The sequence below is a fragment of the Bradyrhizobium sp. SZCCHNR1051 genome, assembly GCF_032489615.1.
Classification (GTDB): Bacteria; Pseudomonadota; Alphaproteobacteria; order Rhizobiales; family Xanthobacteraceae; genus Bradyrhizobium.
This window is the reverse complement of sequence record NZ_JAUEYJ010000008.1, coordinates 141,951-167,513: the sequence shown is the minus strand read 5'-3', so window position 1 is coordinate 167,513 and position 25,563 is coordinate 141,951. Positions and strand designations below refer to the sequence as shown.

The window sequence follows — 25,563 nt, the reverse complement described above, 5'->3', positions numbered from 1 at the left end:
GTCAAGTCAAGGTGTCGCGCCGTACAAGCGCGGTCAATCTAGAGGCTGGTCAATAGCTGATCTTCGGCTCCAGCCGGCGCGCCTTTTCGATGAGCTGGCCGACCGACTTCTCCGACGGCAGGATGCGAACCAGCTTCCGCCGGGTGTTCACTTCCTTGATGTTCTGCGCCAGGCGGGCGGGGTTGCGGTGCGCCAGCTCGCGCACGGTGGGCACGCCGGCCGCGCGGACGAGGCAGACCTTGGCCTTGCCCATGCCGGGAATGCGCATGTAGTCGGCGGAATTTGCCCAATCGAGCAGTTGCTGCTCGCTGATGCCGGTCGTGGCGGCAAGCGCCTTGCGCCCTTTCACGGTCCGGGCGGCTTCGAGAAATGCGTCGGTGGTGCGGATGCCCAGAGCTTTCAGCTTGGCAGCATAGAAGGCCGTCATGCCTTCGAGTTCGGTGATCGGATATGTCATGATGCTCGGCGCGCGCGAAGGTGCTTCAGGTGATCTGGCCCAGGCGGTTGGGCTTTGGGCAACCGGCTCAGGCCGGGTGTGCCTGTCGCGATCGTGCCAACTGATCCGCTTCGGTTTGGTCGCGGCCGAATTTGAAAAGTTCACCGGCGGATCGCTGCTGCTCCCGTCGTTGCCGTCCATTGTCGCTGAGGAGGTCGGGCTCGGTGCCGATGATTTCAGCCACGACTCTACCGATGCCGGCCGTTCTGGCCAGCGGCTCAATCAACTCGTTCATGTGAACCCCGTATCATCCGGTCCCCCAAGACCGAACGTCCTCTCGCTGAATTCATCTTGATCGGACGATCCGTGAATTACAAGCGAGGAGCCGGCCCGGTGCGCGAATCGATTCGTGATCGACGATGAACTGTTGCAGCGATGCAAGACCAGATGTTGAATCCACGGCTCAAACCTGCGTATCCCGCAGCACCAATGTTAAGAAGAGTGCGTGTCGTGCGAAGAGGTAAGGCAGCCTGACCCTAGTTCCCATTCGCGAAACTCAACTATGTTACTGCACGAGATGCTCCGCTCCACGTGCGATGCGAAACAATCACTCTCGAAAGATGGATCATCATGGCACCATCCGGAAAATCCCTGGCTGATACCGACGACAAGATCTTCGTGGGAGCCGGTGAGCAGCCGGCCTGGTTGACGCTTGCGCTCGCCAATCGCCACGGCCTGGTCACCGGTGCAACCGGCACCGGCAAGACCGTCTCGCTGCAGGTGATGGCCGAAGGTTTTGCTCGTGCAGGTGTTCCGGTCTTCGCCTCCGACATCAAGGGTGACCTTTCGGGCATCTCGCAAACCGGCGAAGCGAAGGACTTCATCATCAAGCGCGCGACCGAGCTCGGGCTCACCTATCAGCCCGATCAGTTCTCGACGGTATTTTGGGATGTGTTCGGCGAGCAGGGCCATCCGGTGCGCGCCACCGTCACCGAGATGGGGCCGCTGCTGCTCGCGCGGATGCTTGACCTCAACGATGTCCAGGAGGGCGTGCTCAACGTCGCGTTCCGCGTGGCCGACGAGAACGGCCTCGCCCTGATCGACATGAAGGATCTGCGCGCGCTGCTCGACGCCATCATTCCGGAGGCCGGCAAGAAAGGCGCTGATGCCGACGCCGATCCGCTGGCGCCGATCCGGAAGGCTGCGCAATCGTTCGGCAACGTCACGCGCGCCACCGTCGGCACGATCCAGCGGCAGTTGCTCGTGCTCGAGAACCAGGGCGGCACGAAGTTCTTCGGCGAGCCGGCGCTGATGCTCACCGACTTCATGAAGACCGACCGCGATGGCCGCGGCATGATCAACATCCTCGTCGCCGACAGGCTGCTGGAGAGCCCGCGACTCTACGCGACGTTCCTGCTGTGGATGCTGTCCGAGCTGTTCGAGGAGCTGCCGGAGGTCGGCGATCTCGCCAAGCCCAAGCTGGTCTTCTTCTTCGACGAGGCGCACCTCTTGTTCAACGATGCGCCGAAGGCGCTGATGGACAAGATCGAGCAGGTGGTGCGGCTGATCCGGTCGAAGGGTGTCGGTGTCTATTTCGTCACGCAGAATCCGCTCGATGTTCCGGACCGGGTGCTCGGGCAATTGGGCAATCGCGTGCAGCACGCGCTGCGCGCCTTCACGCCGCGCGATCAGAAGGCGGTGGCCGCCGCCGCCGACACCTTCCGCCCCAATCCCAAGCTGGACACCGCCAAGGTGATCACCGAGCTCGGCAAGGGCGAGGCGCTGGTTTCGTTCCTGGAGGGCAACGGCACGCCGGCGATGGTGGAGCGCGTCCTGATCCGGCCGCCGTCGGCGCGGATCGGGTCGGTGACGCCGGAGGAGCGCAAGGCGGTCATCGCTGCGAGCCCGGTCAAGGGCAAATACGATACCGCGATCGACGCCGAGTCCGCCTATGAGCTGCTGCAGAAGCGGATCAGCGGAACCGCCGTGACGACGGAAGCCTCGTCCGGCAGCGTGCTCGGCAAGATCGGCGACATCGCCGCGACGATCTTCGGCACCAACGTCAAGCGCGGCCAGCTCTCGACGACACAGGTGATTGCGCGCAACGTCGCCCGCTCGGTCTCCGACAAGGTGGTGGGCGGGATTGCGGCCGATCTCGGCAAGCAGGTCGGCGGCTCCTTGGGCAGTTCGATCGGTCGCTCTTTGGTGCGCGGCGCGCTTGGGGGATTGCTGCGGCGATGATCCAGGCAGCGCTCTCCTTCGGCGCGATGCTCTCGCCGCGGGAGGCTGGCCCGGACCGCGCAACGGAGCTACAAGCGGGCCGATCGTCGTCAATTGCTAAAGGGGTCTCGTGGCCATGGCCAATGCGCAGCTTCAATCCGTTCTCGATCACATCGATGCTGATTTCGACAACAGCCTGGAACGGCTGTTTGCGCTGATCCGCATCAAGTCGATCTCGGCCGATCCGGCCTTCACTGAGGATTGCAAGGCGGCGGCCGACCACCTCGCCAAGGATCTTGCGACGCTCGGCTTTGCGACCGAGGTGCGGCCGACCGCCGGTCATCCCGCCGTGGTCGGCAAGAGCAACGGCCATGGCGCCGCCAGGCCGCATGTCCTGTTCTACGGTCATTACGACGTGCAGCCGGTCGATCCGCTCGAATTGTGGCACCGGCCGCCGTTCGAGCCTGTCGTCGCCGATCACGCCGACGGCCGCAAGATCATCGTCGCGCGCGGCGCCGAGGACGACAAGGGCCAACTGATGACCTTCGTCGAGGCCTGCCGCGCCTGGAAGAAGGTGACGGGCGCGCTGCCGCTCGACGTCACCGTGGTGATCGAAGGCGAGGAGGAGGTCGGCTCGAAGAACTTCGTGCCGTTCCTCGAAGCCAACAAGGACGAGTTCAAGGCCGACTTCGCGCTGGTCTGCGACACCGGCATGTGGGACCCGAACACGCCGGCGATCACGACCTCACTGCGTGGCCTGCTCTATGAAGAGGTGAAGATCAAGGCCGCCAACCGCGACCTGCATTCGGGCGTGTTCGGCGGCGGCGCGCGCAATCCGATCCGGGTGCTGACCGAGATTCTCGGCGGCCTGTTCGACGCCGACGGCCGCATCACCATTCCCGGCTTCTATGACGGCGTGAAGGACGTTCCGCCTGAGGTTCTGGAGCAGTGGAAGAAGCTGAACCTCACTCCCGAAAGCTTCCTCAAGCCGATCGGATTGTCGATCCCCGCAGGCGAGAAGGATCGTCTGCTGATCGAGCAGATCTCGTCGCGGCCGACCTGTGACATCAACGGCATCTGGGGCGGCTATATCGGTGAGGGCTCGAAGACCGTGATCCCGTCGCTGGCCCATGCGAAGGTCTCGTTCCGGCTCGTCGAGGGCCAGGACCCGCTGAAGATCCGCAAGGCGTTCCGCGACTACGTGTCGGCGCGCATCCCCGGCGACTGCTCGGTCGAGTTCGGCGATCATTCCGCAGGTGCCGCGATCGCGCTCGACTGGACCATGAAGCCGCTGGCGGCTGCCAAGCAGGCGCTGACCGAGGAGTGGGGCAAGGAGACCATCCTGATGGGCTCGGGCGCCTCGATCCCGATCGTCACCGACTTCAAGAAGACGCTCGGTCTCGATTCACTGCTGGTCGGCTTCGGTCTCGACGACGACAACATCCATTCGCCGAATGAGAAGTACGACCTCAAGAGCTACCACAAGGGCATCCGCTCCTGGGCCCGCATCCTCGCTGCGCTCGCGGAGATGCCGCGCTAGACCCGCTGGCCCTCGCATGAGTCCGTAGCCCGCACGAGCGAGGCGACATGCGGGGGCAACGCGGCAGCGCGTGAGATGCCGGATGTCGCTTCGCTCATCCGGGCTACGACTGCGACGGCGCAGATTGTTTGCACGAGGCTGAACTCACGCTGCGCTGGCGACCGACTTCGCAGCGAGATCGCCGCCGGCGATTTTGCGCAGCGCTGCGAGGTTGGCTTCGGCCGAGGCCAATCGCCAGCAGGATTTCCCGCTCGATTTCGCTTCATACAACGCGGCGTCCGCCGCGAACAGCAGGGCTTCCGGATCGGTGCCGTGCTCGGGTGCGACGGCGATGCCGATACTGATGCCGATCTGGACATGCGCACCGCCCGGCATGACCATCGGGGCGGCCATCACCTCGATGATCCGCTCGCCGAGCGCCAGTGCGTGGTCGATCGTCGGATCGCCGGCGAGCACCACGAATTCGTCGCCGCCGATCCGGGCGATGACGTCGTCCGGAGAGGCGGTCCGCCGCAGCGTATTGGCGACGATCTTCAGCAGCTCGTCGCCTGCGGCGTGACCGAAGGTGTCGTTGACCGGCTTGAAGCCATCGAGATCGAGATACAGGACGGCGAAGCTCCGGTCGCCGCCGGCCTTGTCCGTGAGTCTGCTCTGCAGCGCGTCGATCAGGCCGGCGCGGTTGGACAGGCCCGTGAGCGGATCGCGCCGCGCCCGCTCGTCGCTCTCGCGTTTGGACTGCATGACCGCCACCAGCATCTTGTTGAGCCGGAACGCCGCGCCGGTCATCGCGAGGAAGTAGACCGGCATCTGCAGATACATCGCGAACAACAGCGGCTCATGCGACGTCGCGACGCCCGGGATCACCGGGCCGATACTGAACAGGATCATGGTGCCGACGAGGCGCGGCGCGCTGAAATTGCGAAAGCAGATGCCGCCCACCATGGCGGCCGACGAGATGCAGGTGAGTGACGCGGCGACCCAGTCGCCCGACGCCAGGCTGATGCCGACGCCGAAGCCGACGCTGGCGCTCCAGGCCACCGACAGCAGGATGTGGATGTCGGTCGGCGTCGTTAGCCGCTCGCGCGCGCGGCGGTAGGCAATGATCATCACGATCAGCCGCGACAGGCAGATTACGACTTCCATCACGAACCATGTGATGAAGAGGGCGGTCGGCGTGCGCAGCGCAAGCGCCGCGGCGACCGCCACGGTGTTGATGGCGCCGCCGGCGAAAACCGACCAGCAGCCGTACAGCTCACCCGTCAATGCGAGCCGGATATCTGATGACACCGGATATCCCGGGTCGGCCAGCCAGCGCGTCACGCGCCAGCGTGGCAAACTGAACGCCAAACCATCACCCCGCATTTCAATACCTCCGCGGGGTTGCAATAAGCGCGATGGCACTTAACAGGCGTTTAGAGAGGTATCGGCGTCTCGCTGCATGCTTGATGCACGGTAAAAATTTACTCCACGTGGTATGCGCAGCTAACAGCGAACAGAAGTTGAATTCTCAGCCCGAGGTTCTCGCGCGCGCACGTTCTTCGGTGACTGGCGCGACCTCCACCGTCGCGTTGCCGAGCGCGCGGTCGCGCTCGAACACGAGACGGACGCGCTGCCCGACCGGTGTGAGGCCGATCAGGTTGCGAACCTGCGTGGCGCTGCGCACCGGCATGTCGTTCGCCTTCACGATGATGTCACCCTTGCGCAGTCCCGCGCGTTCGGCCGGCGAGCCCACGGTCACGTCGGCGACGCGCGCGCCCTGAATCCGGCCATCGGCCGGCGCATCCAGGTCGAGCAGGGTCACGCCGATACGGCCGCGATCGACGCGGCCATTGGCGACGAGCTGCTCCATCACCCTCCGCGCCATGTTGATCGGGACGGCGAAGCCGATGCCGACATTGCCGCCGCCGGGCGAGATGATCGCGGTGTTGATGCCGACCAGCTCGCCGCGCAGATTGATCAGCGCGCCGCCGGAATTTCCGGGATTGATCGCCGCGTCGGTCTGGATGAAGTCCTCGTAGCCCTGCTTGCCGAGGCCGGTTCGCCCGAGCGCGCTCACGAGACCCGAGGTGACGGTCTGGCCAAGGCCGAACGGGTTGCCGACGGCGATCACGAAGTCGCCGACCTCGAGCGCATCACTGTCGCCAAGCGAGATGGTCTTGAGGTCGATGGGGTCCCTGATCTGCAGCAGCGCGATATCGGTGGCGGGATCGCGCCCGACCAGGCGGGCGGCGAATTTGCGGCCGTCCTTGGTGCGGATCTGCGCTGTCGTGACGTGCTCGACGACGTGATTGGCGGTCATGACGTAGCCGCGCTGCGCATCGACGATGACGCCCGAGCCGGTGGCGCTGATCTGCTTCTCGACCTGCTTGGGGACATCGAAGAACTCGCGGAACAGCGGGTCCTGGTAGAGTGGGTTGTCCTGGCGGACCTTGCCTTCGACCGAGATGTTGACGACGGCCGGCGTCACCTCCTTGACCAGCGGGGCCAGCGTCGGCACCCGACCGAGCTTGAGATCGGGAATTTGGGCCAAGGCAGGCCCGGTCATCAGGCAAAGCAGAATGGCAGGCGCCAGGACGGCCCGGAGAAAAGGCGGAAGCTGCATCGTGATCCCCAACAAGCGCGATCAGGATTTTTCGGCGACGACAGAGCTGGGAAAGCGGCCGGCCCGGTTCAAGAGCCGCGCTGGCAATCGTTCCCCGAGAGTGCCAAAAAATTTGCGTGACCCTCTTGAACGAAAAGTTCGGCTTTCCTAGGTCGTTGCTCGCTCGGGGGCCTGATGGGACCCGAGGCTTATGACATCGCTGATCTGTAAAGGAGGATGTGCATGCATTTCCGTCCATTGCACGACCGCGTGCTCGTGCGCCGCATCGATGCCGAGGAGAAGACCAAGGGCGGCATCATCATTCCCGACACCGCCAAGGAGAAGCCGCAGGAGGGCGAGATCGTCGCCGTCGGCGCTGGTGCGCGGAATGAGCAGGGGCAGCAGGTCGCCCTCGACGTCAAGGCCGGCGACCGGGTGCTGTTCGGCAAGCCGCGCCATCGATGGACTTCTGATCGCACGAATCCGGGCGGACTGGTCGCAGCCCGGCCCCGGCTGCGCGAAAGAAATATCTACAAACAACTCATCGCTGCCGCGGCCGGTCGTGGATCGGCCACAACGCGCAGCTATCAATCAGGTTGACGATCGCAGTTCGTCCAGAACCGGCCACAATTGCGTTCATGAGCCGGCTGTGAACGGACCGACGGTCGACGGGAGGTGTGGTTGAGCGCTGTCGCGCCGCCCGGTCTCATCAGCAGCGCAGCGCGAGCTCGCAGGCCCGATCATGCCAGCCTGGCAATACGATCATCCGCCGCCCAACCCGACCTCCGTCATGAGCATGGGCGATCCCCGTCGCTTGACGCGGTTTTTGATCGAGAGCGAGCAACGCGTGGTGGCGCACTGCCAGGCCGTGTTGTCGCGTGGCGACATCGATCAGAGCGAGCGCGACCGGCTGGTCAGCGTGCTCCGGGAGGCGACGATGCGGCTGCAACGGCTGTCCGCCGTGGCCGCCTGACGGGTGTTGCGCTGCGATAGAGGCTGCGACAAAAAATTCGATTTTTCCTCTTGAAACGGATGTCGGCTGTTCTAAGTCGTCTGCTGCCGCTTCGGCGGCGCCGGGTGCCGTAAGGGCCCGGTCGATATCTGGGCGCTGACCGGTCGTCTGATACTCAGAAGTTTCTGGGACTTTGAAGTTTGCATCGGCTCGGCGCTCCTTCGTATCCATCTTGCTCTTAGGAGGACTTGGCTATGAGGACCTACGACTTCTCTCCGCTGTGGCGTTCGACCATCGGCTTCGACCGTCTGTTCGACCTGCTCGACGAGACCCAGCGCGCGGTCGAGGACAACTATCCCCCGTACAACATCGAGCGGCTCGGCGACGACCGCTACCAGATTTCGCTGGCGCTGGCAGGCTTCGCCCCGGACGAGCTGTCCATCACCGCCGAGCACAACGTGCTCACGGTGGAAGGGCGCAAGGCCGACAAGGAGACCCGCGAATATCTCTATCAGGGCATCTCGTCGCGTCCCTTCAAGCGGCAGTTCAATCTCGCCGACTACGTGCAGGTGACGAACGCGGCGTTCGACAACGGCCTGCTGCGGATCGAGCTGGTACGCGAGATCCCCGAGGCGATGAAGCCGCGCCGCATTGCCATCGGCACGGCACCGGTCGAGCAGATCGCGCAGCAGAAGGCGGCTTGACGCCTTGTTCGAGCTGCGGCGCGGGCGGAATGTCGCCCGCGCCCTTGCAGCAACTGTCTCTTGTGAAAGGAGTGTAGGAGGAGAGACGCCATGAGCGAGCACCGTTTTTCGATCACCGCCGGCAGTGCCGGATTCCATCCGGTCTCACACTACGAATCGCCGGCAGACCTGCTGAATGACCGCAAGCTGTCACTGGCCGAGAAGCGGCTGATCCTGTCGTCCTGGGCGTCGGACATGTATGCCGTCGAGTCGCAGCCTGGCCTGCGCAAGATTCCCGGCATCTCCAGGCCGCTGCATCTGGCCGACGTGCTCGGTGCGCTGCGTCAGCTCGACCGCGAGGATCAGCCACCGCGCCCGCGCGGCGGGGCCGCCATGCGCATCGTTCCGCCTGTCGATGTCGATGCCGATGGCGCCGCGGCCGACAATCTCCCCGGCGGCCGGATGCGGCCCGCCGCTCGCCTGCGCTTCTCGCGCGAGGCCAATGTGCGGCGCTATCGCAAGCTGCTCGCCACCCGCCTTGCCGAGCACGAGCGGCGCTTCGTCGAGCGCCGGCTGGCCGAGGAACTGCAGCAACTCGACGGTCTGCCTGAGCGGCAGAGCCTGTCTCGGGCGGTGTGCTGCTGACGGACGCATCATCGGACAAATAAAAACGCCGCCCGGAATTGGGCGGCGTTTCATTCCGAAAAGCGTAGAGGGTGATGGACTCAGACTAGCCGATCAGCGGGCGACAATCAATTCCGGTAGCCTGGATTGAGGCGATCGAGCCGGCGCAGCAGTGGCGGCCAGACCAGCTGAGTGGAGCGCAGCTCGACGCGATCCTCATTGTCGAACAGCTTCGCGTTCTTGTCGATGACCTCGTCGCGCACCGGATAGGCCGAGGGTCCCAGCGTGCGCGTCCGCACCTGGATCGAGCAGGCGCGCTCAAGGTGATACATCCGCTCGAAGGCGGAGGCGACCGAGCGGCCGACCGTCAGCGTGCCGTGATTGCGCAGCAGCATGTGGTTCCTGGTGCCGAGGTCGCGCTGCAGCCGCGGCCGCTCGTCATGGTCCAGCGCCACGCCCTCGTAGTCGTGGTAGGCGAGGTCGTGGGTGACGTATTGCGCGATCTGGTTCAGCGGCAGCAGGCCGTCGGCGCAGCTTGACACCGCGACGCCGTCGAGCGTGTGCAGATGGATGACGCAGCCGGCATCCTCGCGCACCTCGTGGATCGCGGAATGGATGGTGAAGCCGGCGGGATTGATGCTGTACTCGCTCTCGGACAGCTGGTTGCCGTAGAGGTCGACCTTGATCAGGCTGGAGGCGGTGATCTCCTCGAACAGCAGGCCGTAGGGGTTGATCAGGAAGTGATGCTCGGGACCGGGCACGCGGGCCGAGATGTGAGTGTCCACCAGGTCGTCCCAGCCGAACAGCGCCACTAGGCGGTAGGCGGCGGCGAGATTGACCCGCTGCGACCATTCGGCCTCGGTCATGTTCGACGGCACTTCCTTGAGGCGCGCTTCGGCTGGCGACATGGCATTCTCCGATTTCCAGGGTTGACCGGAGCCTAGGCGGCACGCCGCCGTGCGGCAAGGCGCAGGGCAGGGCAGCAGTCATGTCGTTTGGCTGAGCAGGCCGCTCAGGGCGCCGGGATCGACAGCAGGCTGGAAATGCTGCGGCCGCGGATGTCGTAGACCCGGGCGAACACGACGTCGTCGCGCTTGATCTCGACCATGACGGGGGCAGTCAGTCCCTTGCAGTAGAACTCGCCGAGCGTCATGGCGAAGTCGGCCGCATGGCTGTCCCAGCCGATGGTGAAATCGGGGCCGAGCGCGACCTGGGCGGGACGCTGCGGGCCGCACACCGCGACCTTCCATTTGTGCCCGATCGGCGGCACCTCCTGGCGCTCGTCGAGCTGCTCCTTCAGCCCGTCGGAGGCCTGCTTCAACGCCAGCCCCCAATAGTCGAGCATGAAGCGGGTGTCGGCCTCGCGCACGGTGCCGGCGATGAAGTTGAAGTGGGTGTACTGATAGGGATGCAGCCGGATCATCTCGGCCAGCGGCAGCAGCAGGCCGAAGCAGAAGGCGGCGATCGCCACCGGCTGCCAGCTGCGGCGCTCGTCGGCGTTGAGCCACGACAGCAACCACGAGAAGGCGATGCCGCCGAGCAGCGCCATCGGCGGGATCACGAACACGAAGTGGCGGATGCCGTTGTAGAGCGCCGGGCGTTTGACGATCGCGATCAGGATCGGCAGCGTCGCCGCCAGCGTCAGCATCAACAGGATGCTCTTCTGGCGTGCCGGCACGTCGGGCCGCGACAGCGACATGATGGAGGCCACGACGCCGGCGACGAACAGCGCAATCATCAATTCAGGCAGCTGCAGCGCGAACAGCGTCGGCAGGTACGACCAAGGCATGTCCGGCACTGAGACCAGCGCACCGTCGAACATCTCCTTCCACGGCTTCTCGAAGAAGTGCGAGAAGTAGGTCAGGGCCCGGAACGGGTTGGCCGGCTCGATGATCGACCAGGGCCAGATCAGCCCCATGATCAGGTAGCCCAGGATCAGGCCGGGGATCAGCACATAGAGCACGTGGGCGAAGCGGCGGATCGCCTCGCGCGGCCCTTGCGTGCGGTATTCCTCCATGAACAGCGGCAGGAAGCCGACCATCGCATAGACGACAGCCATGCCGCCCAGGATGCGCGAGCCGATCGCAAAGCCGGCCCCCAGGCCCAGGATCAGGATGGTGCGCGGCGAGGGGTAGGGATACTCATCGGCGAGGCGGACCAGGCCCATCAGCAGCACCACCATCGCCACCGCGAAGGGCGCATCCTTCGGGTTCATGAACATGTGGCCGTAGAAGATCGGGCAGAGCGCCAGCAGCAGCAGGGCGGCAAGGCCGGCCACCGGGCCGCCGATGCGGCGCGCCAGGCGCCAGGTCACGGCAAGGCCGATCAGCCCGACGATGGCGCCGACCAGCCGGCGGGTCTCGAACAGCTCCAGCGGCAGGATCTTGTGCAGCAGGGCTGCAACCATGTCGAAGCCGCCGCCGTACATATAAAGGTTGGCGAACGACAGCGCCGCCTGATCCCTGAAACCGGAACCGTACATGCGCAGCAACAGATCGGCATATTCGGCATGGGTGTAATCATCCCAGCCGAGGCCGTAATCCCGGAATGTGAGCCCGGCCACCACCGCGACCGCGGCAAGCGCGAACATGGCAAGATCGTCATACGTCCGCTCAAGGGACCGCCGCGTCGGCGTCTCGAGGACCGAAGTGGTTATCGTTGTCATGGCTGAGTGTAACCCGGCGTCCCCTGGCGACCCCGCTTCCGCGTTTCAGGCCTGTGTTCCCCGCCTCCGTATAGCGCGTCCCGGCTTCCGAGGTGTCGGAATTATGGGAAGGCATGCTTCTCGCAGCGCAGCGGGGACCCGAATTTCGGCTGCTGAGCGCCATATTGGCACAGTCAAATGAACGCCCGCTGAACCACAGGGGCCGAAAGAACCCGGGAGGAACCTCAATGAATGCCGAGGGTTGGCCGATGTATATTGTGGCGGCATCATGACGATGGCTGCACGGCGGACGAGAACTTCAGCAGGATTGGCCGAACTTCCGCTGCAAATTGTCGCGGATTTGGACTAGAAACCGGATTCAAGGACGCGGGCAACCGCAACTATCTAATGTGATTTCGGTCGGGACACCGTCCGGAACCGGCGCATTAGGGGATGAGTTCGATGATGAGTGCAATGTTGGCCGCCGGGGCCCTCGCCGTGTTGGCCGGGCTCGGGGCGATCGCCTGGGGAATTCCAGTCAAGGAGTTCAGCGTCGGTAACACGCTGATCCTGTCGGGGACCCTTGGCGTCTGCAGTGGGCTGATCCTGTTCGGACTGTCGGCCGTCCTGAGCGAGCTGAAGATGATCTCGAGTCGGCTGCGGTCGCGTCCGGGCGCTGAGGCTGAGTCCGAACCCAGGCCTCTTCAGCTCCCGCTCGCCGCCGGCAAGACCGACTTCGAGACCGCCCCGGTGCCGCCGACGGAGGACGTCTGGCGCGAGGGCGGCTCGCCACGTCCGCGTCCCCGCATGCCGGACCTGTCGTCTCCCTTGTCCTCGGGGGTGTCGTCGTCGCCACTGTCCTCGTCGCCCTTGTCGGCCTCGCTGCGCGAGTCGAAGCCGGCCTCGGATGAGCCGCCGGCCGAACCCGCCGAGCGGCCCAAGCGCAACCTGCTGTTTGCGTCTTCGTCGCGCCGCGAGCGGGAGCGCGCCGAGAAGCGCGGCGCCGAGCCGCCGCCGACGGATTTCCGGTCTCCGCCCCTCAGCGACCCGCCGCCCGTGTCGCTGGACGAGCCCGCCGCAACCGAATCGGATTCGTCGCTCGACAATGGCTGGTCGCGACCGGAGCGGACGCGGACGCCGGAGCCTCTGCGCCCGCCCTTCCCGCGACGCTTGGCGCGGGCCGCACCGGCCTTCGTCGAGCCCGAGCCAACCCCGCCGCCGCCCGAGCCGAAGGACCTGGACGCGCCGGCCGTCAGCATCGTCAAGTCGGGCGTGGTGGATGGGATGGCCTATTCGCTCTATTCCGACGGGTCGATCGAGGCGCAGATGCCCGAAGGGATGATGCGCTTCGCGTCGATCGACGAGCTGCGCACCCATCTCGAAGGCCGCTCCTGACGGGCCAGACCACACGGTCAGGTTGAGCGCGTCTGGAATATGGTACACAGTACTTGGCAGGTGACAGACTTCTCAAGAAGAAGTCCTCACTATCTTGTCATTTTGCCAGTCAATTGCCCATATTGCTTGTAGAATCGCGAGACAACGCTGTCACTCGGCGTGAGTGATACTTGCGATCGAGGGATACTTTGCGATCGACCGTCACAGGGCGGAGCGGGATGAGGGTTCGATGACCGAAGCGGCCGGCAAGAGCTTTATCGATCTGACGGCCGACATCGTGTCGGCCTATCTCAGCAACAATCCGACCCCGGCGGCGGAGATTCCCTCGCTGATCAGCCAGGTGCATGCCGCGTTGACCCGGGTCGCGGCGGGACGAAGCGAGCCCGCGCCGGAGCCGGCGCGGCCGGCGGTGCCGGTCAAGAAATCGATCCACCCGGACTATCTGGTCTGTCTCGAGGACGGCAAGCGCTTCAAGTCCCTGCGGCGGCATCTGCGCACGCAGTACAACATGACGCCGGAACAATACCGCGACAAATGGAACCTGCCGCCGGACTACCCGATGGTGGCGCCGAACTACGCGGTCACCCGGTCGCAGCTCGCCAAGAAGATGGGCCTGGGCCAGCAGCGGCCCGAGCGGGAGAAGTAGCCGAACCGATCAGGACGCCGTGGCGAGCGCTTCGCGGGCGTCGGCACGGATGCGCTCGACCATCGAGCGCAGGCCGTTGGAGCGCTGTGGCGTCAGGTGCTCGCGGAACCCGAGCTCATCGAACACGGCGGGCGCATCGATGGTCATGATCTCCTGCGGCGTCCGCCCAGAATACAGCGTGAGCAGAATTGCGATCAGACCGCGAACGATATGGGCGTCGCTGTCGCCGAGATAGTTCAGCACCGGCACGGCGCTGCTGCGATCGACGTGCTTCGACAGCCAGACCTGGCTGGCGCAGCCCTGCACCTTGTTCGCGGCGGAGTGCTCGTCCTCCGGCATCGGCGCCAAGGTGCGGCCGAGCTCGATCACGTAGCGGTAGCGGTCGTCCCAGTCGTCGAGCAGGGCGAAATTGTCGCGGATGTCGTCGATCGTCATGATGCTCTTCGGTCCCGATATCGGCCTTCATATAGGCGTTCAGGACGGCGAAAGCGACAGTCGGTTCCGCCGGTTCAGGGCGTCGGCGGCAGTTGCCATTCGGCGGCGAGATCGTCGGCCGAGAGCGTGTCGGCCGGCGCGTCGCCCGGGGGAACCTCCTCGACCACGGGGGTGTCGATCGAGCCGGTGTGATCGTTGCCGCGCTTGTCGAGACTGGCTGGTTTCACCGGGCCGATGAACTTGTCGGCGCCGGCCGGCTTCTCCGCGGCATCGGCCTTGTCGGTGATGATCTGGTAGATCTTGCGCGCGCCTTCCTGGGCGCGGTGGCCGATTACGGTCGCAGCCTGGCCGCCGACCTCACAGGCCTGCGGCTGCCGCTTGCAGAACTGGCTCATGTCGGAGACGGCGGCGGTCGCAGCCTGCACGGCTTCGTGCGCATTGATCTGCGGCAGCTTGTCGGCGTCTTGGCTCTTCTCGCGCGGTAGCAGCACCAGCACGAGCCCGAGCCAGAATGCCATCCGAAGCAGAAAGAACATCACGCAACCCCGACCGTGCTGCTGATCTCGCGTGCTCAAATCGCGCAACCGGGATCGCAGCTGATTGTTCTATGTCGCGACTGCTTGCATTGGGCTTAATTGGTTGAGATTTCGCGAAGCCGGAGGCCGGATTTTCTTCGGAGTAAATTTTTCATTGGCGCAGGCCGCATGCGCCGCGCAACCGGCTGTAGATCGCACAGCTTTCGCAACCGCAGGCCCGGCCGGAAACGATGCATTCACCATCCCGGCCGAATGGCGGGCTCACCGCAGTCTGGCCCTTAGCGTTCGCTTAATGCGAGTCTGACACGGTGACTTACGACGACAGGGGGCGTCCCGGCGCGTTCTCTTTGTGAGAACGACCGACAGGCCGAGGCGCGAGAGCCGTGAGTGTGTTGAGTATCATCCGCGATTGTCTCGATGCGTTATTGCATCCATCGGCTCGAACTGATGCGATGACGCGCGCGCGTCACCGCGCCTTCATCGCGCCGCGCCTGCTCGGCAGCCTCGCCGTCTTCGCCGTGTTTCCTGCCTATCTCGCGATGCGCGGTGCGCCGAGCGCGCTCGAGGTCGGCGCGCTGTCGTGGCTGATCGCGCCCATCCTGCTGTCCTGGTATCTGTCGCGCACCGGCCGCTACGAGAGCGCCTGCGCGCTGTCGTCGCTGGCGTTGTCGGCGTTGATCATGGCGGTCTCGATCGAGACCGGCGGCATCGAATCCTTTGCTGCGGTGTGGCTGATCGTCGTTCCCCTGGAAGCCTCGTTCTCGGCCTCGCGCCGCGTCGTCGTGTTCTCCGCGGGGCTCGCGCTGTGCTGCGCGCTGCTGCTCATCCTCATCGGTCATTTCGGCTGGCTGCCGAAGCCCGAGACCACCCCCGCCTTGCGCACCGTGCTGCTCGCCTTCGGCGTCGCCTCCGCGACGCTCTATGCGGCCGTGCTCGCCTTTGCCGCCGACACGCTCGCGCGCACCAGCGTGACGCTGCTGTCGATGGAGGAGGAGCGCTATCGCCTGCTCGCGCGCAACATGAGCGACGTGATCTCCCGTCATCGCCGCAACGGCGCTGTCATGTTCATCTCGCCCGCGGTCGAGACGCTGCTCGGCGCGCCGGTCGCGCAGTTGCACGGCCATGGCCTGTTCGAACGCGTCCATGTTGTCGACCGGCCGGCCTATCTCACGGCGCTGTCGGAGGCGGCAGGCGGCAGCGAAGCCTCGAGCGTCGAGTTCCGCCTGCGCCGCGATGCGCCGGGCGAGGGGCGCGGCTTTCAGCATCCGGTCGATTTCATCTGGGTCGAAATGCGTTGCCGCCCGCTCGACCGCATCGGCGTGGCGCCGGGCGGATCGGAGCAGGAGGTGGTCGCGGTCATGCGCGACGTCACCGACCGCAAGCTGCAGGAGCAGGCGCTCGAATTGGCGCGCAGCGCCGCCGAGCGCGCCGACGCCGCGAAGACGCGATTCCTCGCCACCATGAGCCACGAGCTGCGCACGCCCTTGAACGCCATCATCGGCTTCTCGGAGATGCTGATGCAGGAGCAAATGCTGGTGCTGAACGCCGCGCGGCGTCGCGAATATGCGCAGCTCATCAACGATTCCGGCCAGCATCTGCTGTCGGTCGTGAACGGCATCCTCGACATGTCGAAGATGGAGTCCGGCAATTTCGAGCTGACGCCGGAGCCGTTCGCGCCACGCGCGGCGCTGATCAATTGCTGCAACCTGCTGGCGCTGCGGGCGCGCGAGAACGGTGTCGATCTGTCGGCCGACGTGCCGCAGGACCTGCCGATGGTCACCGGTGATCCGCGCGCCTTCAAGCAGATCGTGCTCAACCTCGTCTCCAATGCCATCAAGTTCACCGAGCGCGGCGGCCGTGTCACGGTCTCTGCCGGCGTCGACGGCGCGCGCCTGCTGCTGCGAATCACCGACACCGGCGTCGGCATCGCCGCCGATGATCTCAAGCGCATCGGCGATCCGTTCTTCCAGGCCGGCAAGACCTACCAGCGCCGTCACGAGGGAACCGGCCTCGGTCTGTCGATCGTCAAGAGCCTTGTGAACTTGCACGGCGGCGAAATGTCGATAGAAAGCAAGATCGACGAGGGGACCACGGTCACGATCGCGCTGCCGATCAACTTCGTGGCCGAGGCGACCGCGGGCGCCACCATCACGCCGCTGTCGCCCTCGCGCTCCGCCCTGCCAGGGCAGGTCATGCAGGTGAAGAAGAGTGCCTAGACGAACTGCAGAGGATGATCCGGCGCCGCCGCGCCGTCGCAAGCGCGCTGCCGCGGCTGCGGCCGTCGTCGCGGACGAGCGCGGCTGGCTGCTGCGGGCCATGCTCTACAGCCCCAAGGATCTGTTTGCGGGCCTGCTGGCCTGCGCGGCCGGCAGCGCCATCATCGTCAATGCCGTGTTCCTGCAATCCGGACCGCATCCAGCGCCGATGTTCGGGTCCATCGTGACCATTCCGCCCAATCTGACGAGCTCCAATCCGCTGCCGCGGCCCCGGCCGATGGACATCTCGCCCTTGGATCCGAAGGTCATCGAGACGCGGCCCGCTGAAACCAGGGCTGCAGAGCAGAGGGCGGTTGAGCAGCGCGCCACCGAGGCGCGTCCGGATCAGAAATATGCCGATCCTCTGGCTGATCTCGTCCGCTCGGTCAGCGGCGGTCAGGGCAACGTGCCGCGTCCGCAGCCGACGCAGCAGGGCGGCAATGTCCGCCGTGTCGCCGCGGTCCAGCGTGCGCTGACCGAATACGGCTATGGCCAGTTGAAGCCGACGGGGATGGTCGGCTCCGACACCCAGGCCGCGATCCAGAAGTTCGAGCGCGAGCGCAAGCTGCCGGTGACGGGCCAGGTGTCGGACCGCCTGGTGCGCGAGCTTGCGATTGTCATAGGTCACCCGATCGAATAGAGCAGGGGCGGCTGCGACTTGCAGCGCGCTTGCACCTGCATCGAACCATCATGCGATTGAAGAGCAGCATCTGGGTGAGCGCCTATCTGCGGCGTTGCCAGTCGGCCGGCGCGTTCAGCGCGATCCGCCACCGTGGCGCCGAGGAAGCCGGCGCGGTGTTCGTCAAGGTCGCGCTGATGGACGGCACGGCCCAGCTCTATGTTCCCGCGCCGCAGACCGTCTATGACGACAGCCGGCCGATCGACCGCTTCTTCGTACCGATATCGCCGCAGCCGATCGAGGAAGCGCAGATCGAGGAACGCCTGGTCAAGGAGCTGCGCTTCGATCCCGACGCCTGGATCATCGAGACCGAGGACAGGCAGGGCCGTCATTTTCTCGATCTCGTGCGCGAGCGTCCCTGATCATCGCCAAGATTCGGGACAGCGATCGCGCGTCATCGCTTGAAGCCGTCGGTCCCCGTGCGCACGATCGGCCGCGTCGCCGTACCGGCCCGCGCCGTGCTGCCACGGACGTGCTGACGTTCGTCGTCATAGAGCGCCGTGCGATGCTTGGCCCTGATCGCGGCCATCCCGGAGCCGCGCCAGGCCGCCAGCATGATCAGCGCCGCGCGCTCGCTGAGGCGCTCGTAGAAGCGTGACAGCCGAAACACGGTCTGGACGGACTGGCCCATCTCCGGCTTGAGGAACAGCAGCACGCGCTCGAACACCGGCGCCGGCATGCCGAGCGCCTTTGCGGCGCAGGCCAGCGGCTCGCCGTTCGGGTCGTTGACGACCTCGTGGGTCATGCGTGAGGGCAGGATCAGGCTCTCGCCGAGCTCGATCGTGAACGTCTCGACGTCGGCGTTGAAGGCGGCCATCTCGAGCGCCTCGATCGCATGCACCGCGCGGTGCAACGGCGTCGGCGCAGCGGGTCTTAGCGGCGTGGTGGCGAGGTTCTGCAGGATGGCGATGCGTTCGTGCGAGGCGGCGCGCATGAACATCTCGCTGAGCTCGGCGGCATCCTTCGGCTGCATCGACAATCCAGACGCCGCGTCGTCGCGCGGCGGGATCGGAGACGACGAGCGAAGCGATGCAGGAATGGGGCCGGCGAGCGGCGGCGCCGGCTCGCTCTGCGCCGGGCGCAAGCCCAGCTTGTTCAAAATCTCGATCGGCGTCGCCGGATAGATCGCCAGCCGCGCTCGCACCGCCGCACGGGTCGCATCATCGACGTCGTCGACCAGACGGGAGGCCAATTCGACGAACTGCCGCTCCTCGTCGGCGGAATGCGCGCTCGCCTGGACATAGAGGTCGGTCAGGACGCGCAGCAGAGTGGGCTTGATGTCCACGCCCTCGCGGCGCGAGAGCGTGAGCAACCCGTCGAAGCCGGGGAACAGCGATGATCTTGTCATGTCGGGGTACGCAACTTCGGCAATCGTTGCGCCGATTAGAGCGGAGTTGTTTTAATGCGGCGTTAAGGAAAACAATCGGTGAAGATGGGCCGAAATGACCCGGTGAGACAAAGGCGCCACGCTGGCTTGCCTTCTCTCCCGCCGGTACACGCGATCCGTGTCGGGCGGCCCGCGCATTAATATCCTCTTAACCACGTCCTGATCTTAATCGATCCGTTCGATGATCTCGCCTTGGCCGCGTCACGCGGCCAGCCTGATCTTCGCCGCGCCGAATGCCAAAGTGCAGCTTCATGCGCCGGCATTCGTGATCGTCAGTTCTGCGTGCCCTCTTGCCTGCGAAGTTCGGGCGACGGGGAGTTTTCAGGGGGTCAGAACTTCGGGCACGAAAGAGAGTCAACATGGCGACCATCATTGAATTCCCGGCGGGCGTTGCGCGTCGCGCGCGGCCTGCCGTGACCGGCGCGCCGCAGGAGGGCATGGGAACGATCCTGATTCTTCCCGTCGTTCGGATCGAGCGCGAGACCCCGACCGACGACCGCGGGCCCCGCGAGGGCACAGCGCCAAGCCGCCGCCGCCGTCGCCGCTGACAAGGTCGGGGGAAACGGGAATGCCGGCCATCGTGAATCCGGCCCGGCGCGCGGTGCCGGTCCTCGCACTCGTTCTCGTCGGCGGACTGCTCGGCGCCTGCAGCGGCGGCGATTTCGGCCGCACCCGCGCCGACATGCGCAATGACGACATGCACAAATGGATCGGGGCGGAAGCCACCGCCAGCGTCGGCGTCAACCCATCGCAATTCCAACTGACCGACAACGAGCGCCAACTGCGCGATCTCGCTTATCCGCTGATCGAGCCGCCGCATTCGCGCCCTGCCTGGAAGAGCGTGTTCGGCGACTATCAGCCATCGGCCTCGCCCTGGCGCCAGAAGGTCGTGTTCGACCGTACCGCCTATGGCCGCGCCCTGATCGACGAGCCGCACCGCTCGCACGCCTCGCGCTACGGCCAGTTGATCGACGACGTGCGTGACGACATCACCCGCTTCGAGCCGTTCTTCGCATCGGCCATCCGCGTCATCGATCTCGACCGCAAGCGCGATGCCAGCATGAGATACATGACCGAGCTCTCGCCGCGCGAGAAGGCCGATGCGGTCGCGCGCATGCAGGAGAACTCGCTGATCGTGCAATGGGTGCAGATCAGTCTGGAGCAGCGCGTCTCGTCCTACCGCTGGGCCTTGGAGCGCCTGGTGCTCCAGGCTCCCGACGGATTGGCCGCCGACGCCGATCGCCTGATCCATGAACTGGCGGCTCAGACCGCCAATCCGCCGGTCGCGGCGCGGCCCCTGATCGAACGGCCGCTGACGACGCGGGGCTAGCCCGGCGCGACCTTGCTCCGGCGCCGGCCTCGCTTGGCCGGTGCTCCCTTTTGCCGCCCTGCTGTCGCACGGAGCTTCTGCGGCGCTGCCGCGCGCAGCGTTGCGATCAGGATCTTCAGCGCCTCGGATGGAGCACGCGCGGCGGAGTAGGCGAGGCCGACCTGGCGCTTCAACGTCATCTCGATCTCGCGGACCGCAACGTCGCTTCGGCCGTGCACGACGCCTTCGGGAACGATCGCGACGCCGACGCCGGCGGCGACCAGCGCCAGGGCCCAATCCTCGGTTTCAGCAATGGCGGCGATCTCGCGCGGTCCGCCGCTGCGTCGCGCCAGCGCGCTGTGCTCGCAATGGCAGCGGTCGATCATCGCCACGTCGGCGAGGTCGGCCGCGCGCAAGCGCGGCTTCAGCGTGAGCGGATGCGCGAGCGGGAGCGCCGCGACATAGCGCTCGCTCCACAGCGGCAGGAAATACTCGCCGTCGCCGACCAGGCTTTTTGAGACGATGCGTCCGTCGGCCCGCTCGGTCGGACCGACGATGTGAAGCCTGAGATCCTCGCGCGCCGTGAGCGGCTTGAGCAGCGCGGTCACGCGGCGTCCGTCAAGGGTGCGCATGAGCCCGAGCTTGAGCGCCTGCTTCGGCGCGCCGTGCCGGAACAGGTTGCGGGCGGCATCGGCCTCGCCGACGATCCGGCGGGCGATCGGCTGCAGGCGTTCAGCCGCCTCCAGCGGCACGACACCCTTGCGGTGGCGGAGGAACAGCTCGGTGCCGAGCTCGGCCTCGAGATTGGCGATCGCCAGTGAAATCGATGGCTGCGAGACGAAGCAGCGCGCCGCGGCTCTGGTCAGGCTGCGTTCCTCGAACACGGCGGAGAAATAACGGAGCTCGCGGATATCCATAGGAGCTGCCTATGATGCGTATCACTGATCAATATTTTACTTATCTCAGGCCGGCACGCAAGGATGCGCCCGATATCGGCAATGAAGGAGGAGATCGATGCGCGTCCACCACCTCAACACCGGCACGATGTGTCCACGCGGCGGTCGGCTGGTGAGCGGCAGCGGCGGCCTGTTCGCGCGCGCCCGCCTCGTCTGCCACTGCCTGCTGATCGAAAGCGATGACGGCCTCGTCCTCGTCGACACCGGCATCGGCACTGGCGACATCGCCGCGCCCGCACGATTGGGGGCACGCTGGGTGAGGCAGGCCGCGCCGCTTCTCGATGCGTCGGAGACGGCGCTGCAGCAGGTGAGGGCATTGGGCTTCTCGCCCGATGACGTCAGGCACATCCTGCTCACTCATCTCGACCGTGACCATGCCGGTGGCATCGGCGATTTCCCGAAGGCCAAGGTGCACGTTCATCGCGCGGAGCATGCGATGGCCGTCGAGGGCTCTCCGGCGCCGCCGCGCGGCCGCTACGTCGCCGGCCAATGGCGGCATCGTCCCGACTGGCAGTTCTACGGCGATAGCGGCGAGGACTGGTTCGGCTTTCGCGGCGTCCGCGCTGCCGTCGATCGCAGCGGCGACATCCTGATCATTCCTCTGCCGGGCCATACGCGCGGGCATTGCGGCGTCGCCGTGCGTCGCGGCGACAAATGGCTGCTGCACGCCGGCGATGCCTATTTCTTCCACGGCCAGCTTGATCCGCGGCCACGCATGCCGCTGCTGCTCGGGCTATTCCAGCGCAAGGGCGATCAGGATCGCACGATGCGGATCGCCAACCAGGAGCGGCTGCGGCGCCTGAAATGCGATCATGGCGACCGGGTCACGATCGTGAACAGCCACGATCCCGTTGCCTACGAGACGTGCCGCTGCGGTGATCTGGCCGCAGCGCTCATTCCGGCCTGAGCAGGCGGAACGCCTCCTCGAGCAGATGCGGCGTGTGCTTGCCGGTCGAATCACGGCAAGCGCGTTCGAAATAGTCCGCCAGCGCCGGCCGGAATTTGGGATGCGCCGCCTGGTCGATGATGGCGCGGGCCCGCTGTTTCGGCGACAGGCCGCGCAGATCGGCGAGGCCGCGTTCGGTCACGAGAACCTGTACGTCGTGCTCGGTGTGGTCGACATGGGTGACCATCGGCACGATGCAGGAGATCGTCCCATTCTTTGCCGTCGAGGGCGTCATGAAGATCGATAGATAGGCGTTGCGGGCGAAGTCCCCGGAGCCGCCGATGCCGTTCATGATGCTGCTGCCGCGGACATGGGTCGAATTGACGTTGCCGTAGATGTCGGCCTCGATCATGCCGTTCATGGCGATGACGCCGAGCCGGCGGATCACCTCCGGGTGGTTGGAGATCTCCTGCGGCCGCAGCACGATGCGGTCGCGCAGGAACTCGATCTCGCGGTTGAATTCGATCGCAGCTTCCGAGCTCAGCGACAATGCGGTCGCGGAAGCGAGATCCATCCGGCCCGAGCGGATCAAATTCAGCATGCCGTCCTGCAGCACCTCGGTGTAGGCGGTGAGATGCGGGAACGGCCCGTCGTCGAGCCCGGCCATGACGGCGTTCGCGACATTGCCGACGCCGGATTGCAGCGGCAGCAGATTGCGCGGGAGGCGGCCCTGCTTCACCTCGTGTGCGAAGAACTCCAGGATGTGCCCGGCGATCGCGCCGGAGACATCGTCGGGCGCGGCGAAGCTCGTGTTGCGGTCCGGCGCATGGGTCTCGACGACCGCGATGACCTTGTCCGGATTGCAGCGATAGGTGGTCTCGCCGATGCGGTCGCCGGGCGCCACGATCGGGATCGGTTTGCGATGTGGCGGAAGGCGCGTGCCGTAATAGATGTCGTGCATGCCGAGCAGCGCCGGGTTCATCCACGAATTGACTTCGATGATGACGCGGTCCGCCAGATCGAGCCAGGTCTTGTTGTTGCCGATCGAGGTCGATGGGATCAGCCGCCCGTCGGGCAGGATGCCGGCGCATTCGATCACGGCGACGTCGAGATGGCCGAGAAAGCCAAACCACACGAACTGTGCGACATGGCTGAGATGCAGATCGATATAGTCGATGCTGCCGGCGTTGATGCGCTGTCGTGTCGCCGGATCGGACTGATAAGGCAGGCGCAGGTCGATGCCATCAGCCCGGGCGAGTGCGCCGTCGAGCTCGGGCGCGGTGCTTGCCCCGGTCCATACGCCGATGCGGAACGGCTCGCCGCGCGCATGTGCGGCTTCGATCCGGCGCGCCAGCGCGAGCGGCACCGCTTTCGGGTAGCCCGACCCGGTGAAGCCGCTCATGCCGACATGGTTGCCGGGCTCGACCAGCGCGGCAGCCTCGTCCGCCGACATGATCTTGGCGCGCAGCGCCTGTGACATCACCTGCGATGAACTCATCGTGCAAACTCCATGCGCGATCGTTCAGACCGCCAAGTCCGCGCTGTTTAAGGTGGGCCCTCGACGGGTGATTTGACAGGGGTCAAGCCGCAACGGCCCGTGCGTGCATCACAGCCCTGCAAGGCGCGCGCGCCGCAGCTCCCGGACTTTCGCCGCCCGCGAGCGCTCCGTCAGCATGTTAGCCTTGCTGTAGCGCGGATCGCCGGTGACCTCGTCGCCGACCCAGTCGGGAAGGGTCACGACGGTCGTTTCGGTCGGCAGCTCGATCTCGGCGATGACGACGCCCTCGAGCGCGTCGTGGTAGACGTCGACCTCCCAGACGCCGCTTTCCGCGGGCACGTAGTGACGCGTCTTTTCGAGGATGCGCCCATTGCAATGCGCGAACAGTACCGCGGCGTGGTCCGCGGGGATGTCGTATTCGAATTCATCTCGGGTCAGGCCGCGGCGGCCGCTCTTCACGCACAGCGTCGTCCGGTTGCCATAGCAGCGAACGCGAACCTTGAGGCCGTCCTGACGTGCGACGAGTCCGTCGCGCAGGCGTTCACTGTGCGTCGCCTGATCCCGCCAAGCATCGGACTTGACGAGAAACTTCCGTTCGATTTCGAGAGCCATGACCTGATGTTGAGCGAAGCGCCGCCGTCCTGATCCATCATAGCAGCGGCGCGCGACAACGACTATGCCACCAAGGGTGAAGAGAGTGTTGTCGAATTCATCCAGGGCGTCGTATTGACTTATCGTTTGCCGCGCGGCTTCTCGGCCTTGGCCGGTGCCTCGGTCTGTACGCCGCAGCTTGCCGCTGCAAGGGAGGCCTGCGCCTGCGGCATGAGACCCGGCTCGGCGGCAAGGGCCTTCAGCACGATCAACCCGGTCGTCGTCGGCGAATCGATGATCAGCCGGTCGGCGGCCGTGATCTCCTCGTCCTCGGGCAGGTCTTCATGCTGCGCCTCGGTCATCAGGTTGAGCTCGATCACGCGCTTGCCGGCGGAGCGATCGTTGATGGCGTAGTAGGCAATCTCGTTGCGCGTGTAGAACGACACCGACGTATAGGCCTGGCTCACCGGAACCGTGAGCTTGAGCGGTCCGTCGGACAGATCGTAGCGGCAGATCGCCATCGCGAAAGCCGGGTCCATGAACGGCATCGGCGAATTGCCGGGATCGGCGAGCGGCAAGGGCGTCACGGCGTTCAGCTTGGTCATCGGCGTCAGCCGGGAATAGGCGTCCTGGGTCGAGATCCGCGGCAACGCCAGCACGCTGACGAGATGGACCACGCCGCCGAGCAGCACGCCGACGACGACCGTGAACAGCAGCCGGATCATGATGGGCAGCCCACTGTCGTGATCGACGGCATCGGCGCGTCGCGCTGCGTGCGGGTTGCGACACCGACTGGCGTGTCGTAGAGCCGCAGCATCAGCGCGTAGCGCTCGATGCCGCCGGTCGGCAGCCAGTTGCCGGAGCGCGAGCGCGCGGCGACGCGAATCTCGAAGGAGCCATCGGCACCTCGCACCAGCTCCTGGCTGGTGAAGCCGTAGCGCTGCAGCGTGTTGGCGACGAGGTGGCCCTTGCGGTCGTAGAGCGTGAGCGTCCAGAAGCGGGCGGGTGGCGTGACGCCGCTGACGAGGATGTCGCAGCGACCGTCGAGCGGCTTCTTCTTGTCGTCTCTGGTGGCGGTGAAGGCCACGCCGTCGCCGGTGCCGATCGGCAGCTCGCCGTTGCGGGTGATGGTCGCGCGGGCATAGGGGTCGACGTCGGCCGTGCCCGTCTTCGGACGCGCCGTCCACGCGCCGATCGTCAAGGTGCCGAATTCGGTGCCGCGGGTCGTCGTCATCCAGGTCGCGCCGATGCCGACGCCGGTGGCGATCAGGAGCGTAAGCAGGGTGATGAAGAGCAGCCGCACGGGGATC

General features: G+C 65.7%; 28 protein-coding genes. 15 read left to right on the top strand and 13 right to left on the bottom strand.

The genetic code is table 11. The features are described from left to right. Positions 1–49: 49 nt before the first annotated feature. A complete protein-coding gene (locus tag QW868_RS12110; RefSeq protein ID WP_315739877.1) occupies positions 50–457 on the bottom strand; it encodes a DUF4332 domain-containing protein in 408 nt (135 codons plus the stop codon). Between QW868_RS12110 and QW868_RS12105 the strand changes: the two genes are divergently transcribed. The 3 genes from QW868_RS12105 (at position 456) to QW868_RS12095 (ending at position 4,196) form a co-directional block, all read left to right on the top strand. Next, complete coding sequence (locus tag QW868_RS12105) at positions 456–791, top strand: hypothetical protein (protein ID WP_315739876.1); 336 nt, start codon at positions 456–458, stop codon at positions 789–791. The genes QW868_RS12110 and QW868_RS12105 overlap by 2 nt on opposite strands. Before the next feature lie 275 nt (positions 792–1,066). Beyond that, positions 1,067–2,677 carry a helicase HerA-like domain-containing protein gene (locus QW868_RS12100; protein ID WP_315739875.1) on the top strand — a complete coding sequence of 537 codons (1,611 nt, stop codon included), beginning with the start codon at positions 1,067–1,069 and terminating at the stop codon, positions 2,675–2,677. A gap of 115 nt (positions 2,678–2,792) precedes the next feature. Further along, positions 2,793–4,196: a M20/M25/M40 family metallo-hydrolase gene (locus QW868_RS12095; RefSeq protein ID WP_316179208.1), complete on the top strand. Its 1,404-nt coding sequence runs from the start codon at positions 2,793–2,795 to the stop codon at positions 4,194–4,196. A gap of 144 nt (positions 4,197–4,340) precedes the next feature. Here QW868_RS12095 and QW868_RS12090 read toward each other — a convergent pair whose 3' ends face one another. Both QW868_RS12090 and QW868_RS12085 read right to left on the bottom strand, forming a co-directional pair. Then, positions 4,341–5,558, bottom strand: coding sequence for a GGDEF domain-containing protein (locus tag QW868_RS12090; RefSeq protein WP_315812622.1), 1,218 nt, complete (start codon positions 5,556–5,558; stop codon positions 4,341–4,343). A gap of 145 nt (positions 5,559–5,703) precedes the next feature. Beyond that, a complete protein-coding gene (locus QW868_RS12085; protein ID WP_316230646.1) occupies positions 5,704–6,798 on the bottom strand; it encodes a trypsin-like peptidase domain-containing protein in 1,095 nt (364 codons plus the stop codon). A 222-nt stretch (positions 6,799–7,020) separates the two neighbouring features. On the opposite strand from QW868_RS12085, the gene QW868_RS12080 reads away from it, so the two are divergent. From QW868_RS12080 to QW868_RS12065, 4 genes are all read left to right on the top strand, one after another. Next, positions 7,021–7,377: a co-chaperone GroES gene (locus QW868_RS12080; protein WP_316230645.1), complete on the top strand. Its 357-nt coding sequence runs from the start codon at positions 7,021–7,023 to the stop codon at positions 7,375–7,377. 142 nt (positions 7,378–7,519) lie between these two features. Then, entirely contained in the window at positions 7,520–7,750 is a 231-nt protein-coding gene (locus QW868_RS12075; RefSeq protein WP_316230644.1) for a hypothetical protein, read from the top strand. Positions 7,751–7,983: 233 nt separating this feature from the next. Then, positions 7,984–8,433: an Hsp20 family protein gene (locus QW868_RS12070; protein WP_315739871.1), complete on the top strand. Its 450-nt coding sequence runs from the start codon at positions 7,984–7,986 to the stop codon at positions 8,431–8,433. Between the two features lie 90 nt (positions 8,434–8,523). Next, complete coding sequence (locus QW868_RS12065; RefSeq protein ID WP_316230643.1) at positions 8,524–9,057, top strand: hypothetical protein; 534 nt, start codon at positions 8,524–8,526, stop codon at positions 9,055–9,057. Between the two features lie 107 nt (positions 9,058–9,164). On the opposite strand, the gene QW868_RS12060 is transcribed toward QW868_RS12065, so the two are convergent. Beyond that, positions 9,165–9,944, bottom strand: coding sequence for a class II aldolase/adducin family protein (locus QW868_RS12060; protein ID WP_315785119.1), 780 nt, complete (start codon positions 9,942–9,944; stop codon positions 9,165–9,167). Between the two features lie 104 nt (positions 9,945–10,048). Next, positions 10,049–11,701 carry a glycosyltransferase family 39 protein gene (locus QW868_RS12055; RefSeq protein WP_315785123.1) on the bottom strand — a complete coding sequence of 551 codons (1,653 nt, stop codon included), beginning with the start codon at positions 11,699–11,701 and terminating at the stop codon, positions 10,049–10,051. 441 nt (positions 11,702–12,142) lie between these two features. Here QW868_RS12055 and QW868_RS12050 point away from each other — a divergent pair, with 441 nt between their 5' ends. Continuing rightward, complete coding sequence (locus QW868_RS12050) at positions 12,143–13,075, top strand: hypothetical protein (RefSeq protein ID WP_316230642.1); 933 nt, start codon at positions 12,143–12,145, stop codon at positions 13,073–13,075. A gap of 229 nt (positions 13,076–13,304) precedes the next feature. Further along, positions 13,305–13,721 (top strand): MucR family transcriptional regulator, encoded by a 417-nt coding sequence (locus QW868_RS12045; RefSeq protein ID WP_172112134.1) that lies wholly within the window; start codon positions 13,305–13,307, stop codon positions 13,719–13,721. A gap of 9 nt (positions 13,722–13,730) precedes the next feature. Here QW868_RS12045 and QW868_RS12040 read toward each other — a convergent pair whose 3' ends face one another. Together QW868_RS12040 and QW868_RS12035 are read right to left on the bottom strand one after the other, a co-directional pair. Further along, entirely contained in the window at positions 13,731–14,156 is a 426-nt protein-coding gene (locus QW868_RS12040) for a SufE family protein (RefSeq protein ID WP_315739864.1), read from the bottom strand. A gap of 74 nt (positions 14,157–14,230) precedes the next feature. Next, the gene (locus QW868_RS12035) at positions 14,231–14,692 is read right to left on the bottom strand and encodes a DUF5330 domain-containing protein (RefSeq protein WP_315777551.1); all 462 of its coding nucleotides are present in this window, start codon (positions 14,690–14,692) and stop codon (positions 14,231–14,233) included. A 452-nt stretch (positions 14,693–15,144) separates the two neighbouring features. Between QW868_RS12035 and QW868_RS12030 the strand changes: the two genes are divergently transcribed. Genes QW868_RS12030 through QW868_RS12020 form a run of 3 tightly spaced genes read left to right on the top strand, consistent with a single transcriptional unit; the run spans position 15,145 to position 17,988 of the window. Further along, positions 15,145–16,908: a PAS domain-containing sensor histidine kinase gene (locus QW868_RS12030; protein WP_315812619.1), complete on the top strand. Its 1,764-nt coding sequence runs from the start codon at positions 15,145–15,147 to the stop codon at positions 16,906–16,908. After that, on the top strand, positions 16,901–17,587 hold the full coding sequence (locus QW868_RS12025) for a peptidoglycan-binding domain-containing protein (RefSeq protein ID WP_316230641.1): 687 nt from the start codon (positions 16,901–16,903) through the stop codon (positions 17,585–17,587). Before QW868_RS12030 ends, QW868_RS12025 begins: the two co-directional genes overlap by 8 nt. A gap of 50 nt (positions 17,588–17,637) precedes the next feature. Next, positions 17,638–17,988 carry a DUF1491 family protein gene (locus QW868_RS12020; protein WP_315739860.1) on the top strand — a complete coding sequence of 117 codons (351 nt, stop codon included), beginning with the start codon at positions 17,638–17,640 and terminating at the stop codon, positions 17,986–17,988. A gap of 32 nt (positions 17,989–18,020) precedes the next feature. On the opposite strand, the gene QW868_RS12015 is transcribed toward QW868_RS12020, so the two are convergent. Then, complete coding sequence (locus tag QW868_RS12015) at positions 18,021–18,974, bottom strand: DUF2336 domain-containing protein (RefSeq protein WP_316230640.1); 954 nt, start codon at positions 18,972–18,974, stop codon at positions 18,021–18,023. 398 nt (positions 18,975–19,372) lie between these two features. Here QW868_RS12015 and QW868_RS12010 point away from each other — a divergent pair, with 398 nt between their 5' ends. Next, the gene (locus QW868_RS12010; RefSeq protein ID WP_315777554.1) at positions 19,373–19,561 is read left to right on the top strand and encodes a hypothetical protein; all 189 of its coding nucleotides are present in this window, start codon (positions 19,373–19,375) and stop codon (positions 19,559–19,561) included. 20 nt (positions 19,562–19,581) lie between these two features. Continuing rightward, the gene (locus QW868_RS12005) at positions 19,582–20,343 is read left to right on the top strand and encodes a hypothetical protein (protein ID WP_316230639.1); all 762 of its coding nucleotides are present in this window, start codon (positions 19,582–19,584) and stop codon (positions 20,341–20,343) included. Here QW868_RS12005 and QW868_RS12000 read toward each other — a convergent pair. Further along, entirely contained in the window at positions 20,340–21,239 is a 900-nt protein-coding gene (locus QW868_RS12000; protein ID WP_316179222.1) for a LysR family transcriptional regulator, read from the bottom strand. The genes QW868_RS12005 and QW868_RS12000 overlap by 4 nt on opposite strands. Positions 21,240–21,336: 97 nt before the next feature. On the opposite strand from QW868_RS12000, the gene QW868_RS11995 reads away from it, so the two are divergent. Further along, positions 21,337–22,185, top strand: coding sequence for an MBL fold metallo-hydrolase (locus QW868_RS11995; RefSeq protein ID WP_316230638.1), 849 nt, complete (start codon positions 21,337–21,339; stop codon positions 22,183–22,185). Here QW868_RS11995 and QW868_RS11990 read toward each other — a convergent pair. The 4 genes from QW868_RS11990 to QW868_RS11975 all read right to left on the bottom strand — a co-directional run bounded on the left by QW868_RS11990 (position 22,172) and on the right by QW868_RS11975 (position 25,556). Then, positions 22,172–23,662, bottom strand: a complete 1,491-nt coding sequence (locus tag QW868_RS11990) for an acetyl-CoA hydrolase/transferase family protein (RefSeq protein ID WP_315739854.1) — start codon at positions 23,660–23,662, stop codon at positions 22,172–22,174. The genes QW868_RS11995 and QW868_RS11990 overlap by 14 nt on opposite strands. A gap of 108 nt (positions 23,663–23,770) precedes the next feature. After that, positions 23,771–24,274 (bottom strand): CYTH domain-containing protein, encoded by a 504-nt coding sequence (locus QW868_RS11985; protein ID WP_315777559.1) that lies wholly within the window; start codon positions 24,272–24,274, stop codon positions 23,771–23,773. 119 nt (positions 24,275–24,393) lie between these two features. Beyond that, positions 24,394–24,978 carry a DUF1254 domain-containing protein gene (locus tag QW868_RS11980; protein ID WP_315739852.1) on the bottom strand — a complete coding sequence of 195 codons (585 nt, stop codon included), beginning with the start codon at positions 24,976–24,978 and terminating at the stop codon, positions 24,394–24,396. Then, positions 24,975–25,556: a DUF1214 domain-containing protein gene (locus QW868_RS11975; protein WP_315777560.1), complete on the bottom strand. Its 582-nt coding sequence runs from the start codon at positions 25,554–25,556 to the stop codon at positions 24,975–24,977. Before QW868_RS11975 ends, QW868_RS11980 begins: the two co-directional genes overlap by 4 nt. Positions 25,557–25,563 lie beyond the last annotated feature (7 nt).